Annotated in this window: 18 protein-coding genes; 11 read left to right on the top strand and 7 right to left on the bottom strand. The window is 48.8% G+C overall.

The window, feature by feature from the left end; genetic code table 11:
* Nucleotides 1-10: 10 nt before the first annotated feature.
* Complete coding sequence (locus tag CEK71_RS15990; protein WP_198328265.1) at nucleotides 11-1093, bottom strand: substrate-binding domain-containing protein; 1083 nt, start codon at nucleotides 1091-1093, stop codon at nucleotides 11-13.
* Between the two features lie 461 nt (nucleotides 1094-1554).
* Here CEK71_RS15990 and CEK71_RS15985 point away from each other — a divergent pair, with 461 nt between their 5' ends.
* The 11 genes from CEK71_RS15985 (at nucleotide 1555) to CEK71_RS15940 (ending at nucleotide 7171) form a co-directional block, all read left to right on the top strand.
* Nucleotides 1555-1812, top strand: coding sequence for a DUF7660 family protein (locus CEK71_RS15985; protein WP_198328263.1), 258 nt, complete (start codon nucleotides 1555-1557; stop codon nucleotides 1810-1812).
* A gap of 134 nt (nucleotides 1813-1946) precedes the next feature.
* A complete protein-coding gene (locus CEK71_RS22735; protein WP_157679320.1) occupies nucleotides 1947-2120 on the top strand; it encodes a hypothetical protein in 174 nt (57 codons plus the stop codon).
* 166 nt (nucleotides 2121-2286) lie between these two features.
* The gene (locus CEK71_RS15980; RefSeq protein ID WP_157679318.1) at nucleotides 2287-2676 is read left to right on the top strand and encodes a hypothetical protein; all 390 of its coding nucleotides are present in this window, start codon (nucleotides 2287-2289) and stop codon (nucleotides 2674-2676) included.
* Complete coding sequence (locus tag CEK71_RS15975) at nucleotides 2673-3077, top strand: hypothetical protein (RefSeq protein ID WP_088620311.1); 405 nt, start codon at nucleotides 2673-2675, stop codon at nucleotides 3075-3077. Before CEK71_RS15980 ends, CEK71_RS15975 begins: the two co-directional genes overlap by 4 nt.
* A 222-nt stretch (nucleotides 3078-3299) precedes the next feature.
* Nucleotides 3300-3938 carry an RHS repeat-associated core domain-containing protein gene (locus tag CEK71_RS15970; protein ID WP_232463673.1) on the top strand — a complete coding sequence of 213 codons (639 nt, stop codon included), beginning with the start codon at nucleotides 3300-3302 and terminating at the stop codon, nucleotides 3936-3938.
* 47 nt (nucleotides 3939-3985) lie between these two features.
* A complete protein-coding gene (locus CEK71_RS15965; RefSeq protein ID WP_088620309.1) occupies nucleotides 3986-4576 on the top strand; it encodes a hypothetical protein in 591 nt (196 codons plus the stop codon).
* Between the two features lie 136 nt (nucleotides 4577-4712).
* Nucleotides 4713-5102: a hypothetical protein gene (locus CEK71_RS15960; protein WP_157679316.1), complete on the top strand. Its 390-nt coding sequence runs from the start codon at nucleotides 4713-4715 to the stop codon at nucleotides 5100-5102.
* Between the two features lie 69 nt (nucleotides 5103-5171).
* Nucleotides 5172-5393: a hypothetical protein gene (locus tag CEK71_RS15955; RefSeq protein ID WP_088620307.1), complete on the top strand. Its 222-nt coding sequence runs from the start codon at nucleotides 5172-5174 to the stop codon at nucleotides 5391-5393.
* Nucleotides 5394-5497: 104 nt separating this feature from the next.
* A complete protein-coding gene (locus CEK71_RS15950; RefSeq protein WP_157679314.1) occupies nucleotides 5498-5875 on the top strand; it encodes a hypothetical protein in 378 nt (125 codons plus the stop codon).
* 207 nt (nucleotides 5876-6082) lie between these two features.
* On the top strand, nucleotides 6083-6565 hold the full coding sequence (locus tag CEK71_RS15945) for a hypothetical protein (RefSeq protein WP_157679312.1): 483 nt from the start codon (nucleotides 6083-6085) through the stop codon (nucleotides 6563-6565).
* Nucleotides 6566-6805: 240 nt separating this feature from the next.
* Nucleotides 6806-7171 carry a hypothetical protein gene (locus CEK71_RS15940; RefSeq protein ID WP_146054676.1) on the top strand — a complete coding sequence of 122 codons (366 nt, stop codon included), beginning with the start codon at nucleotides 6806-6808 and terminating at the stop codon, nucleotides 7169-7171.
* 13 nt (nucleotides 7172-7184) lie between these two features.
* On the opposite strand, the gene CEK71_RS15935 is transcribed toward CEK71_RS15940, so the two are convergent.
* The 6 genes from CEK71_RS15935 to dksA all read right to left on the bottom strand — a co-directional run bounded on the left by CEK71_RS15935 (nucleotide 7185) and on the right by dksA (nucleotide 12954).
* The gene (locus CEK71_RS15935) at nucleotides 7185-9302 is read right to left on the bottom strand and encodes a TonB-dependent receptor (protein ID WP_088620303.1); all 2118 of its coding nucleotides are present in this window, start codon (nucleotides 9300-9302) and stop codon (nucleotides 7185-7187) included.
* Between the two features lie 597 nt (nucleotides 9303-9899).
* Nucleotides 9900-10484 carry a DUF4303 domain-containing protein gene (locus CEK71_RS15930; RefSeq protein ID WP_088620302.1) on the bottom strand — a complete coding sequence of 195 codons (585 nt, stop codon included), beginning with the start codon at nucleotides 10482-10484 and terminating at the stop codon, nucleotides 9900-9902.
* 71 nt (nucleotides 10485-10555) lie between these two features.
* Nucleotides 10556-11122: a metal-dependent hydrolase gene (locus CEK71_RS15925; protein WP_088620301.1), complete on the bottom strand. Its 567-nt coding sequence runs from the start codon at nucleotides 11120-11122 to the stop codon at nucleotides 10556-10558.
* Nucleotides 11123-11124: 2 nt separating this feature from the next.
* A complete protein-coding gene (gluQRS, locus tag CEK71_RS15920) occupies nucleotides 11125-12003 on the bottom strand; it encodes a tRNA glutamyl-Q(34) synthetase GluQRS (RefSeq protein WP_088620300.1) in 879 nt (292 codons plus the stop codon).
* A gap of 24 nt (nucleotides 12004-12027) precedes the next feature.
* On the bottom strand, nucleotides 12028-12465 hold the full coding sequence (locus tag CEK71_RS15915) for an SRPBCC family protein (RefSeq protein WP_088620299.1): 438 nt from the start codon (nucleotides 12463-12465) through the stop codon (nucleotides 12028-12030).
* Nucleotides 12466-12519: 54 nt separating this feature from the next.
* Entirely contained in the window at nucleotides 12520-12954 is a 435-nt protein-coding gene (gene dksA, locus CEK71_RS15910) for an RNA polymerase-binding protein DksA (RefSeq protein ID WP_088620298.1), read from the bottom strand.
* Nucleotides 12955-13017: the final 63 nt, after the last annotated feature.

Raw genomic sequence — 13017 nt, 5'->3', positions numbered from 1 at the left:
AGGCAGGGCGTTAACGGGCGGTTATTCGGTTAATCATCGCTTCCAATATGTCATAACTGGGTTCGTCTATCACATTGACCAAACTGGGCAGGGCGGCGGTGCGGCTGTTGGCGGCGGCACTATGGGCGGTGCGGAAACCGTAGCGTTGGGCAATTTGTTGTAAGGTTTCGTCTTGCTCTAAGGCGGCGGCTAAGGTTTCGCCGTTGGCGGTCAGCGGAATCAGGATATGTTTGCTGAATAAGGTCGGTTCGGGGTAGAGCAAGACCATCTCTGGGGTAATGGCACTGGGGGTTTTATTGGCTTCGCTGAAAAACTGCGATTCGTACACCATCACTAACGGCGATTTACCCATGCCCATGGTCAAATAATCTTGGAAGGGGATTTCGGTGGAGTTTTCGGTAAAGCCTTGGCGGGAGAATAACGCGCTCAATTGCGGGAGGATTTTGTCAATCTGGGCGGTATTTTCGACAATCGCGTTGCCGTTGAGGAGGTAACTGGCCAACGCTAAGTACATCGCGGCGCTGTTGGAGGTGCGCAGGTCAGTGGTGGAGACCAGGATGGCTTTGTTAACGGGGTAAGCGGTGTTGCCGGGCAGGTCACGCCAGCGTTGTTCATGGCTAATCAGGCCAAATAAGGCCTGCATATCGACGATGTAGTAGCTGTCGCCGCGTTTCTGGGCGATGTGGTTGGCGACCAGTAAGTCGGCAATAGGCCGCCATGAGGCGATGACCATCGGGCTGAAAAAAAGCTGCACGGCTTTTTTGCCGTTTTGCTCGCGCTTGAGCTTTTCGGCGGCGGCAATTCCGGCGGGAAAAGCAAAGTCATATTGGTTTTTAAGGTCTTGCGTGGTGGAAAGTTCGCGGGAGCCGGATTTTTCGATGCTGACGTGTAAATGCCACGGGGCTTTCGCTAAAGCCGCCACCGTTTCTGGGTCGCGGAAAAAATCTTCTTTTTCAGAGCCGATAATCCCTTTCAGCTCTTGTAATGCGGGGGCTTGTAAGCTGGCTTGTTCTTTAACGGACAGGTAAATCGCCGTACTTACGCCCACCAACAGCAGTAAGGTGAGCATAGGGGCGAGCAGGCGTTTTAGCATAAAATCCTCATGGGTAGCGGCGTGGCTGGCTGCATTGGGGTGGCTAATAATTACCTTAAAATAGGGTAATAGCAAGGCCCAATGTTTGGTGAAGCCAAAAATCAGTAGGTTGGCAGCAATGAAACCATTACCTTTACGCTACTTTTTGTTGCTAAGGATAATTCCGGCTGTGTGGCCAGACAAGGCGGGTAGGGGCTTACGGACACGAGGCCGTCCGGTAAATGAAGCGTTATACGCGTAGCGGTGCAAGCGTCATCTATGCTTAGGGTGGTGTCCGCCATAGGGCGGTGAAGATCCAAACAGGTATCGCGATCCGCTACGTTTACGACAATAACAGACATCTGCTGTTTGAAAAGTCGTCCGGTAGCTATAATTGACGAGAGAACTTTTATGGGAATTTACGGCGATAAATATTGGATGTTTTATTTGCATTAAGGGTGGTTTGAAATAGAGGGGGAATAATGATGGATTTACATGAACAGATTAATTTAGTCGACAGTAACAAGAAACTGGCCGAATTTGTAGAAGCTTTGCAAAATGACCTTTTGTCCAATCCCGAAGATTGGGAAAATACACGTTTAGACCTCTTTCTTGAAGCAATGGCGGCATGGGTTCATTCAATGGAAAATGTATACAAAAACACAGGTGGAGAGTTTCCCAACCAGCCCAGTTGGAAAATGATCGCCGACATTCTTTATGCTGCAAAAGGATATGAATGAGCGGTATCAAAGCAGTAGCTTTAAACCACAGCCAAGAGTAATGCTGTGCGTATCTTCTGCATTGATTTTATGGAGGCTTATTAAAGGGCGCACAGCGTCCGGCATAAGCTGAAACAGTTACCTGCAAAGTGGTATTGGGGGCAGTAACTATTGATGGCATCTGCTCGGCCAGTGAAGACTCCGACGGCGACGGCATCAAAGTCACCTTCAATTTGCGTTTCCCCAGCCAGTATTTCGATGCCGAATCCGGCTTGCGCTATAACCTACCCGTTACTTTTCACCGCGCACCGGAGTGCATTTTAACTTAGATGGGGTGGATATTTGGCAGGGGATTCAGAGAGCCGCGTCAGGTAGGGGAGGGGCTACAGATTGGGAGCTTTTAACGATAAGACAAAGCCCCCAATTTTGGGATACCCTACAATTTTGGCTAAATGGGAAAACCGTCCCTAATCCGTTTAAATGAGGGATATACAAATGAATACACAAATACTTACTCAGCGTACTTTTTTGGGCAGGACTTTTCAATTATGGGAATACCATGTCAGTCATGGTTCATTGCTGATTCGCAGTCCAAAAAGTTTAGATGAGGCGACAAATATTGATATTATTTGTTCGGGAGTTGACTATTTATCTGCACCTAGATTCATTTACAATTTGGAAATTACTGAACCTACTGTTGAAGAATTTCAGTATTTGCAAACAGTAATTCGTAATCCTGTACCGATGTCATATATTCATGTTCTGGTTTCGAATGGCAACCGTTTTCTGGTTGTAGCAGCGGGTTTTATTATTGAGGAAAACACATCTGACATTTTCGACAGTCCATTCGACGATATAATAACCCGAGCAAAGCCCATTCAATGATTAAAACTCAGTGTCGTTATCTTGCATTATCAGAAGTTGATGATTTAAATGGCATTTGTGAATACAAAAAAATGGTTCACCCTATTAGCTATGAGTTTGATTTGATTCGAGGTAATGAATATTTTGTTCTAGGTGCTTTAACACGGCATGGCACACCATGGCTATATATTGCCCCAATAAAAGGAGATAAGCAGCTTCGGCTTGTTCCAAGCGCACTATTTATGTTTGATTGGAAAAAAGTGCCTAAAAATTGGTTTATCCGCTTTTTGAGGTATGGAGAAATTGAATTGTTGCCTGCCTCAATGGTTACGATTGATGGGTGGTTCGAAAAGTATGTTGATGATGACATAAATGTGGTTAAGATTGTTGAAGAAGAAATTGACCGTTTATGTACTGGATGACCTTGGCATGGTGGATATACTCGGTGCAGCACTGGTAGGGTGGACAAACTGCTTTATCGTTTAATTTCGATTGCACTTCGGAGTTGATTCACGAATTATAATGTTCGGAACACAAACGCGTAGTGGCATATTGGCTTATGTTGCTAACACTACCGTGTCAATAATGAAACCATTTCTCCCGTACCGCCTGTCGGCGGCTTAGGAGGCTCTAACGACGCTTATGTGTACGATAATTCCGGCTATGTGACCGGACAAGGCGGGGCGACTTATGAGTACGATGCCGCCCGGCAAATGAAGCGTTATACCCGTAACGGTGCAAGCGTCAGATACGCTTATGACGGTGCCCGCCATAGGGCGGTGAAGATCCAAACGGGCGACACCACCCGCTACGTTTACGACAACAAAGGCCATCTGCTGTTTGAAAGGTCATCCGCCAGCTATAGCCAGCGCAGCTATGTGTGGCTGGATGACATCCCTTTGGCGGGCATCGACCAAAAAACGTCGGGGGAACTGCTGGGGGTGTATTTGATCGAAAGCGACTTCGCCAACACCCCGCGCTATTTGCGCCGCCTGTCCGGCAACACCAGCGCCCCCGTCTGGCAATGGCCGTTCGCCCCTTACGGCGACGTGCCGGCCAATGAAGACCCCGACGGCGACGGTACAAAAGTCACCTTCAACCTGCGTTTCCCCGGCCAGTATTTCGATGCCGAATCCGGTTTGCACTACAACCATACCCGTTACTTTTCGCCGTGCACCGGACGGTATTTGCAGCCCGATTTGATGAGGTTGGAAGGTGGTATTAACGTTTGCATATACGCCAAAGGTAATCCGGTCAATTTTGTTGTTTGTTACCGTAATTGAAAAAACATCGAATAATTGGTATCAACTGGCTAAGCCTCTACACTAATATGAAAGAATTTAACACGCTTTTACATCAAACAATCAGCAGGTTGTTTCTTGTCGTGTGGCCGCCTTTTGCTGAAGATAGTGCTTTAGCGATTGACATATCAATGGGATTTGTTTTTACGCAAGACCCCAACTGTCTTTGTATTGTGTCTACTGACACAAATAATTTGTGTATGCCGTGTCTTAAGTATGAAATGCTTCCCGATGTCATTTTACCTTGGCCGTCATTTTATTTTAGGATGGAGCAGTGGATGACAGGTGTCGAAGAAGCGGATTTGAATAGGGAAAACGATAAGTTTACTGCTGCCGAGGCATTTGCAAAGCCGAGAGTTTTAGATACGGAATATTATGAAGTGACTAATGTTTATCTATTTGTGGGCATCGTGGCACATACCATCCGATCAATAGAATTTATTCGAATGCAAAATACCGCCGTTCCTTTTGGGGTAAAATTGATGTTTGATAAAGACTATGTGCTTTCTAGTCCGATTAATGACGGCAATACCATAGAAACGGCGTATTTTAATAAAAATGCGAATATTTTGAATTTTGAAAGAATAGGCAGTATCACCTATGACGCCATCACTGGCTAATGCGATAGTCAGGTAGAGAAGGGGTTACAGATTGGGAGCTTTTAATGATAAGACAAAACCCCCAATTTTGGGATACCCTACAATTTTGGCTAAATGGGAAAACCGTCCCCAATCCATTTAAATGAGGGATACACAAATGAATACACAAATACTTACTCAGCGTACTTTTTTGGGCAAGACTTTTCAATTATGGGAATACCATGTCAGTCATGGTTCATTGCTGATTCGCAGTCCAAGAAGTTTAGATGAGGCGACAAATATTGATATTATTTGTTCGGGAGTTTACTATTTGTCTGCCCCTAGATATATTCCCAATTTGGAGATTACTGAACCTACTGTTGAAGAATTTCAGTATTTGCAAACAGTAATTCATCATCCTGTGCCGATGTCATATATTCATGTTCTGGTTTCGAACGGCAACCGTTTTTTGGTTGTAGCTGCGAGTTTTAGGATTGTGGAAAACACATCTGACATTTTCGACAGTCCATTCGACGATATAATAACCCGAGCAAAGCCCATTCAATGATACATAAGCCGAGCGCGGAAAGAAGTCCGGTTACTCAAATAGGCTTATGACGGTGCCCGCCATCGGGCGGTGAAGATCCAAACAGGCGACACCACCCGCTACGTTTACGACAACAAAGGCCATTTGCTGTTTGAAAGGTCATCCGGCAGCTATAGCCAGCGCAGCTATGTGTGGCTGGATGACATCCCCTTGGCGGTCATCGACCAAAAACGTCGGGGGAACTGCTGGGGTGTATTTGATCGAAACCGATTTCGCCAACACCCCGCGCTATTTGCGCCGCCTGTCCGGTAACACCAGCCCCCCCCCGTCTGGCAATGGCCGTTCGCCCCTTACGGCGAGGTGCCGGCCAATTGTGTTTTACGCGATATTAGAACTGATATGGGGAAGGGGTAAAAATGAGAAATAGTATCCTTTGTCTTCTTAGGCCTTTGGATGCCTCTTTACATTGGGTTGGCGATGCTATTAAAATCATTGAATCTGAGGAAACAGAATTATTGTCCGAAAAGCCTGGTGTTTCTAATGCGGCTGAGCTAATTATAGAGCTTAAAATCCGCTTTAATTGTGCGAAAAAAGCGGATATTAAAGCTATAGGCATGTCGGATGTTATCGAATATCTCGAAACAGTTAATGGCAATGAAATAATTAATAATTTTTTATTCAAAAGTACAGACCGAACTGGTTCTATTTATCTGGATAAGCTTAATACAAAAATAATTGGCGTTATATTGGTGCCGACTAACAAATCTGATTTGCTGATAGGCAATCCGCCATAGCCTTTACTGGCATTGGCGTTTTGCTATGGCGGGAAAAGCCCTACGGGTTGGTCTTTTAAGGATTTAGTTTGCCAATGCGGGTGGGATAAACGAGGGCTGCAATCTGTTATTTACGATTAACTTTAAATTTCTTGCCAATATCCGATAGTTGGGCTATTTATCCGAGTGTTGAAAATGTGATGATCGGGAATAAAGGTGTTGATGTTCATGGAAATATGCTTCGATATATTGATTCCTAAAATATGTGAGGATGGCCCGATGGGTCTTCATGAACAGTTTTGTCTGTGGGGAGGAGAGGCGTTTAGTCAAGACCCTCAAAGGTTTGCGTTTGGAGAATCGGTTTTCTTTACCAAGCGGACTTTGCCTAAACATATAAACAATTTTATTCCGACCGAATTAGATATTTCTGATTGGGAATTTCTGTCTCTCGATAGTGATGCGCTATTGCTATGGGAACAAGTGATTAACAAAGAAAAAAATATCGTGAATGGATTAGTTCCGCTTAAAGAATTTATCGCCAATTTTCTGGCGCGGCTTGAAAAGTGGATTGTTGTATTTGAGCTGAATTGTGATCAAATTGACCATGTGTATAAAATGACGCATAACGATTTGGTTTGTAAAATTGAAGGGGTTTTAGATAAGAAAAATACCCCTGAAGGTTTTGTCGCTTGGTATAACGGAACGGATTAATCCATAAAATCAGGTAAGGGTGTGTCATAGAGTCCGAAGCTGGTCACGCGATAAATAAACGTATAAATTAAGAACAGGCGTTGATTGGTATCGATACTATGTAGTTTTTATATCTCTCCGATGTCAATCGATTCGGAAATTATGAAGTGCTAGGGGGCGTTTTTCATTTGGTCAATGAGTTAAATTTGATATTACGTTCAAAATACTCGAAAAAATACCCTATTATTTTACAAGGTAATTGTGGATACTTGGAGCAGTGATATAGTTTTTCCAAGCACTGACGATTTTTTACAGGCTTTTGGTCTTGAGCCGATAGAATCAGATCGTGATTCAGCTTATTGCCGTTATGTGAAACCATCATCTGATGGCAATACGGAAATTGATTTTTCTTTTAATGCCGCCGCTAGGTCATTCCAAGCCGTATTGCGTTGCGGCGGCAATGAAATAGCGGCAATCTGTTCCGAAAAAGTAAAGTTCATCGAGATTCGGCATGATAAAACGATGTCAGGCCTTCATGTCGTGTTTGATATTGATGGTGTTTTATCCGAAGCCTTAATTGCATTAGAACCTACTTTGCATTGCAAATGGTGGCTATTGTCTGATTAGGTGCTTTTGGCGTTTAAAAACTCACCGAAGCCGTTACCCTAACCATGCGTGGTTCCACCGGGTGTTTGATGATGCCGTCGGTGCTGCCGTCGGGGTTGGGGCCGGCGGTTTCGCCTTGGAGGCGGTAGCCGTAAAAATAGGCGATATCATTGTTGGTGGAGCCGAACAGGTTAAAACAATCCACTTCGATTTTGTAGGCTTTGTGTTGGTAGCCTAGCCCTAGGTTGACGATGCTGGTGTCGCCTGCCCATGCCGTACCTTCGCGGTTTAGCGGTACGTCGCCGAAGTGGCGTAGCCGTAAGGAACCGAATAGCCCGGAGGGGTCGGTGACGGTCGCGCCTAGGCTAATGACCCGCCCCACCGAGTTGGGGATATGACTTTGGGCGGCGGGGGCATCGGTAAAGTAGGCGCGGGTAAAGGCAAAATCGGCCTCTAAGGTGAGCCAGTCGGTGGGTTTGTAGTCGTTAGTCCATTCAATGCCGTAGCGTTGCGATTGCCCCGCCGCGTCGGTGGTGCCGCCGTCGCCGACAAAGACCAGTTCCGATTGGCTTTCCAGCCACCACAGTGCCAGTGTGCTGTTTAAGCCCGGCAAGGTTTGGCTGCGTAGCCCCAGTTCTGCGCCCCGCGAGCGGGCTAAGGGGGTGACCGGATGCACGATTTCGCCTGTGGCCGGGTCGGTATGGGTGACTGTACCCCGCGCATCGTTGGAATGGTAGCCGTAGCCCATATTCAAGAACAGCTCGGTATCTAGCCACGGACCGGCGATCAGGCTGAGTTTGGGGCTGATTAAGGTCGCGTCTTGGCTACCCGAATTGGCGGCTAAGGTGCGGCTATGGACATCGAAGGCAAAAAAATCCCCGCGCAAACCGGCGATGGAGCGGAATTTTTCTAGCCAACGGGCTTCGTTTTTGGCATACAGGCCGACGCTGGTTTCGCGAATATCATCGACGCGCACGGTGCTGAGCAAGCGGCGGGCTTGGGTGTGGTTTAAAGCCAGGCCGTTAATGTCGTCATGGCGGACTTGGAGGCCAACTGTGGTGTCCGTGTCTATGCCGAACCAACGGTCATAACGGGTATGCTCGCCATTGCCGCCGAGTTGGACGCGGTGTTCTTTTTGCTCGATCTGGTCGCCGTGGACGGTGTCGATATAGCCCGTAAAGTTAGAGAACAAATCCAATTCGCTATAGACCGCATACAGGTTCAGGTCGTTTTTGCCGTGGTCATTCCGGTTCCAGGCATTGCCGGATAGGCTGTAACGGCTGGTGATGCCGCCGTCGCTAGGGTCGCCCGTGCCGTATAAGCCGATCAGGCCTTCGGTTATCGCCCGTTCGGGGATTTGGTTGGTCGCCGTCCAAGTGGCATGGTAAGCTTTGCCGTTAACCGCCAGCCCCCAGTTATCCTTATCAATGGTATAACGCAACATGCCGTTGTATTTGCCCGCGTTTTCCGGCTGTTGCCAAACCCCGTCATAAAAATTCACTTCCGAGCCGAACAGCAAATCCCCGTCACCTATACGCCGCGAATTGGCGAGTACGCCCCGGTAATAGCCGAATTCGCCGCCCGTGACTTTCAGCAAGCCTTCGGACAGTTTGTGTAGGGTGTGCATTTTGGTATAGCCTGCGGCGGAAAAATCGCCCGCATCGGCGTAATACGGGCCTTTGCCATATTCGATTTTATCGATCAGTTCAGGAATGACGCTGTTTAAATCCAGATAACCTTGCCCGTGGGCATGGCTGGGCATATTCATGGGGATGCCGTCGAGCGTGACCGAAAAATCCGTGCCGTGGTCGAGGTTAAAGCCGCGCAAGAAATATTGGTTGGCCTTGCCGGAGCCGCTATGTTGGGTCGCCACCGCGCCGGGGACAATTTCCACCAATTCGCCGACCCGCGCTAAGGGGCGATATTTTAATTCCTCTTGCCCCACCACACCTTGCGATGCCGACGCGGCAATGCCGATTAAATCAGAAGCTTGGCCTGCAACTTCGACGGTGTCCAATTGGGTCAGTTCTTCCGTCGGCTCTGGCATTTGTTGTGGATGGGCTTGAGCCATCATGCAGTGCAGGCTCAAATAGACACCGATACCCACTAGCGAACAGGGTTTTATCAGGGTAGCCCAAGGGATTTTTTTCATAAGGTCTGCCGTCTTGTGGAAATGCTGTGGAACAATCGGCAGGGCGAAGACTTTGTCGTTTTTGCGCCTGCCTGTTGGTTAACAATACGGCAGATGTGGGGGTTTGGATGCAGATAATCGCGTAATGGCTAAGAAAGTCCGTTGGCTGTTTGGGGGCAATGCCAAACGTGGGCTAAGGGAAGGGGCGATCGCCCGCTGAATATACTGTGAACGGCCAAGTTTTCGGCTTTTACAATTCACCGTAGGGTACAGCGTCACTGCCATTAAGTTAAGGGTTTTTGTGGCTATATGGACGATAATAAACGAATTTTTTAGATTATTAACATGGTTAAAAAAAGCGGGCAGTTGAGCGGAGCCGGGATCTGATCGATGCGGACAGCTTCCTTGCTTGGAACGAAAGCACCGTAACCCGCCCAGACAAAAGACATCGGCAAGGGGGTTGCTGAACTTCCATAAAAGGAAGAAAAAACATTGTTTCTGAACAGAATTTCCTTAACTTAATGGCAGTGACCCCAACCCTCCCCATCAGGGGAGGGGGCTGCCCACCTTAACAAGCCTTAGCTCTCCGCTAATCTTCCCCACTATTTAGAGGTGACTTTATGAAAAACTTGATGATTGAGTAATACGTCCCCACGCCTCCTCAAGGCGTTCATCATGCTCCAAGCACAACACTTTAAAATCCGCCGTCTTGTAAATGGCATCAAACGCCCCTTCTTTGCTTGCCTCAACAACGGCTCTGGTCATCTGTTGCAAACACACGGCATCAAATTCAGCCGCTGCCTGCGGATTTTGGTATATTTTATATAGCTCAGTATAGTTAATCTGCACAATGTCAGCGGCAATCGCTTGCCAAGCCTGCTCAAACTTTGGGTAAAATTGCTCGTCTATCGACGCGTAACGCCAATCACCAGGCGACCAGACGGGCGAGTCCTCCACAAAAAAGCCGCCTTCGGCAAATACAGCCGAATCCGCAGGCAGCCCAAGCAATTTCAAGCCATCAGCACACCTGCCATAGCTGAAATAAACCGTGCCGCCGTCTAGTTGCGTTTCTAAAATAAAACCAAAAAAAACCGTGTTACCTGCTTCTTTAGCCAAATTATCGGTGGCTTCTTTTATGCCGGACTTTATCGTGTCTTTTAACCGTTCCCAAGCGAAACTCTGCACATAATGTGAAATATCCATCTGATACCCTAAGCTATAAATAACTGACACATGATTGCCGCTTGCTGATGTCCACCTCCATTTAATCAGCATCAACGATGCAAACTTAACGACGACCACAAACAGCCAACAAACAAAGGCAATACCAGCCACACACAGAGCGGCGCGGTGCGGATGCGGCAACCCCGTGCCCTAGCGACCAATACGCCGAGAACAGGCAGCAATACGCCGCATTCGATGAACAGGTTGCGCCATAAATAGGCATTATTAAAACTGAGGCGGCCCGCGCTGGGCAGCAGGCCGATGGGCGAGAGGGCTTCCGGCAGGCTAAACGGCCACCATAAAGGCACAGGATGTACGCCCACCAAGAAATCCAACAGCGGATGCGAGAGTGCCGCTAGAGCCAAAACCCTAAACGGTATGCGCCACCGCCACAAGGCTAAATACGCTAGGGTGCTGGTCGCTACGGCAAAGGCGATAGAATGGCTAAAACGCGGGTGGAAGTCGATATGCCACAGCCAAAACGCCAGATAATCCAAATCGGGGCAGATGGCGAGCCAGACCAGCACGGGCAATAAAGCGCGTGGGGCGCGGTGGTGGGCGGGTTGCGCCAGATACACGGCGACCCCACAGGCAAGATGGCCGACCAGTGACGACATACTTAAACCCCTAAGCTTTGCTGGTTGCGGAGCCGTTCCGGTTGCCAATGGGCAATGGCCCAGGCCAAGACTTCCGTAACACTGGCCTGCTGCAAGGCCACGGGCGGCTGTTGCTGTAATAGCGCCAACAGGGTAAACAGCACTGTCGTCGGATGACGGGTGTCAACGGCGGTCGCTAGGGTCTGTTTGCTGAGTTTGTAACCTTGGGCATCGACCAGCACTGGCACATGCAGGTAGCGGGGCATAGGATAGCCTAAGAGCTGGTGCAGATAGATTTGCTTGGGCGTGGCGCTGAGCAAGTCGCAGCCCCGGACGATTTCGTTGACCTGCTGCAAATAATCATCGACCACCACAGCAAACTGATAGGCGATGATATGGTCTTTACGCCGGACGATAAAATCGCTGTGCGGGCTGAGCAGTTCTTCTGCTATCGGCCCTTGCAGGGCATCGGTAAAGCGGATGGTTTGGTTGGTGGTTGTTACGCGCAGGGCATGGTCGCTGTCCGGGGGGATCTGGCGGTGACGGCAACGCCCCGAATAGGCCTCGCCGCCGAGCATTTTCCGGCTGCAATCGCAACGGTACAGGCAACCGCGCAGCTCAAGCTGCGCTAAAATGGCCTGATACGCCGCCAGTTGTTGGCTTTGGTAAACGACAGGGCCATCCCAGTGCAAACCCAGATTATCCAAGGCGTTAAGGATGGCCGCCACGGCATCGGGGCGGTTACGCGGGGTGTCCAAATCGTCAATGCGCAACAACCAGCGGCCTTGTTGGCTGCGGGCCTGCAAAAAGCTGGCTAAGGCGGTATACAACGAGCCTAAATGTAAAGGGCCGGTGGGCGAGGGCGCAAAACGGCCAATGATGGGAGGTTTATCGGCAGACACGGGAAACCGACGGTCTATATCCGGCTACTGCTCACAGGCTTGCTTGAGCTGCGCCAGCCAGTGCTGCATTCCGTCCGCCAAGGTTTTGTTAAAGGTTTTTTTAAACACACTGGCCAATAAGCCAGCCATGCTCTCCTCTACGGCCACTTGGGTCTGGTCACCGACGGCCTCAAGATGCCAGTTGTGGATGGCATAAAGTCCCATCGTTTTGCCTGTCCAGCCCAATTGGCTATAAGGCTCGACCGTGTGCAGGGTGGAGCGGATAGTCGCCCCGCCCGTTTGCCAGACAAACGTGCTGCCGGCTTGCAGCGGCCCGTTAAGCCGGGCTTGTTTAATGCCGCTTTGCCAATCCGGCCATTGGTTAATTGCCGTTAACACCGCCCAAACCTGTGCAGGGGTGGCGTTGATGAGCAGGCTTTTACTGCACGTTACCGGCGCATTGCCGTCGATGTTGGTCAGCATGATCAGACACCCTCAAAATACGGCGGGTAAAAGGCTTTAGGACGGCCCGAAGGTTTAGCCCATTTGTTTTTCGCGGATTTCGTCCAAGGTTTTGCAATCGATACACAAGGTTGCCGTGGGCCGTGCCTCGAGGCGGCGGATGCCGATTTCGATACCGCAAGACTCGCAGTAACCATAATCGCCCGATTCGATTTCTTTCAGGGCATCGTCAATTTTCTTGATCAGGCGGCGCTCACGGTCACGGGTACGCAATTCTAAGCTGAATTCGGACTCTTGGGTGGCACGGTCGTTAGGGTCAGGAAAATTGGCGGCATCGTCCTGCATGTGGTTGACCGTACGGTCGACACCTTGCATCAATTCCGCTTTCCAGTTTTTTAAGATAGCCTCAAAATGTTTTAATTGGGCTTCATTCATGTACTCTTCGCCTTCTGCTGGCACATAAGGCTTAAAGGTAAAAGGCGACGCAACCACGTTAGAACCAGTAGCCATCCATAAACTCCTACAAAATTAAATAAAACCGCGCATTTTTAGCAGAATAGCAGGCCGTTAGCA

Source organism: Methylovulum psychrotolerans, assembly GCF_002209385.1.
GTDB classification, from domain to species: domain Bacteria; phylum Pseudomonadota; class Gammaproteobacteria; order Methylococcales; family Methylomonadaceae; genus Methylovulum; species Methylovulum psychrotolerans.
Note: the sequence above shows the minus strand (reverse complement) of the source record. Positions and strands in the feature narration are given on the sequence as shown.

Excerpts from the sequence above, each read along its gene's own strand:
- CEK71_RS15990 (WP_198328265.1), bottom strand. The coding sequence starts at position 1,093 with ATGCTAAAACGCCTGCTCGCCCCTATGCTCACCTTACTGCTGTTGGTG.
- CEK71_RS15985 (WP_198328263.1), top strand. The coding sequence starts at position 1,555 with ATGATGGATTTACATGAACAGATTAATTTAGTCGACAGTAACAAGAAA.
- CEK71_RS15980 (WP_157679318.1), top strand. The coding sequence starts at position 2,287 with ATGAATACACAAATACTTACTCAGCGTACTTTTTTGGGCAGGACTTTT.
- CEK71_RS15975 (WP_088620311.1), top strand. The coding sequence starts at position 2,673 with ATGATTAAAACTCAGTGTCGTTATCTTGCATTATCAGAAGTTGATGAT.
- CEK71_RS15965 (WP_088620309.1), top strand. The coding sequence starts at position 3,986 with ATGAAAGAATTTAACACGCTTTTACATCAAACAATCAGCAGGTTGTTT.
- CEK71_RS15960 (WP_157679316.1), top strand. The coding sequence starts at position 4,713 with ATGAATACACAAATACTTACTCAGCGTACTTTTTTGGGCAAGACTTTT.
- CEK71_RS15950 (WP_157679314.1), top strand. The coding sequence starts at position 5,498 with ATGAGAAATAGTATCCTTTGTCTTCTTAGGCCTTTGGATGCCTCTTTA.
- CEK71_RS15945 (WP_157679312.1), top strand. The coding sequence starts at position 6,083 with ATGGAAATATGCTTCGATATATTGATTCCTAAAATATGTGAGGATGGC.
- CEK71_RS15935 (WP_088620303.1), bottom strand. The coding sequence starts at position 9,302 with ATGAAAAAAATCCCTTGGGCTACCCTGATAAAACCCTGTTCGCTAGTG.
- CEK71_RS15930 (WP_088620302.1), bottom strand. The coding sequence starts at position 10,484 with ATGGATATTTCACATTATGTGCAGAGTTTCGCTTGGGAACGGTTAAAA.
- CEK71_RS15925 (WP_088620301.1), bottom strand. The coding sequence starts at position 11,122 with ATGTCGTCACTGGTCGGCCATCTTGCCTGTGGGGTCGCCGTGTATCTG.
- CEK71_RS15915 (WP_088620299.1), bottom strand. The coding sequence starts at position 12,465 with ATGCTGACCAACATCGACGGCAATGCGCCGGTAACGTGCAGTAAAAGC.
- dksA (WP_088620298.1), bottom strand. The coding sequence starts at position 12,954 with ATGGCTACTGGTTCTAACGTGGTTGCGTCGCCTTTTACCTTTAAGCCT.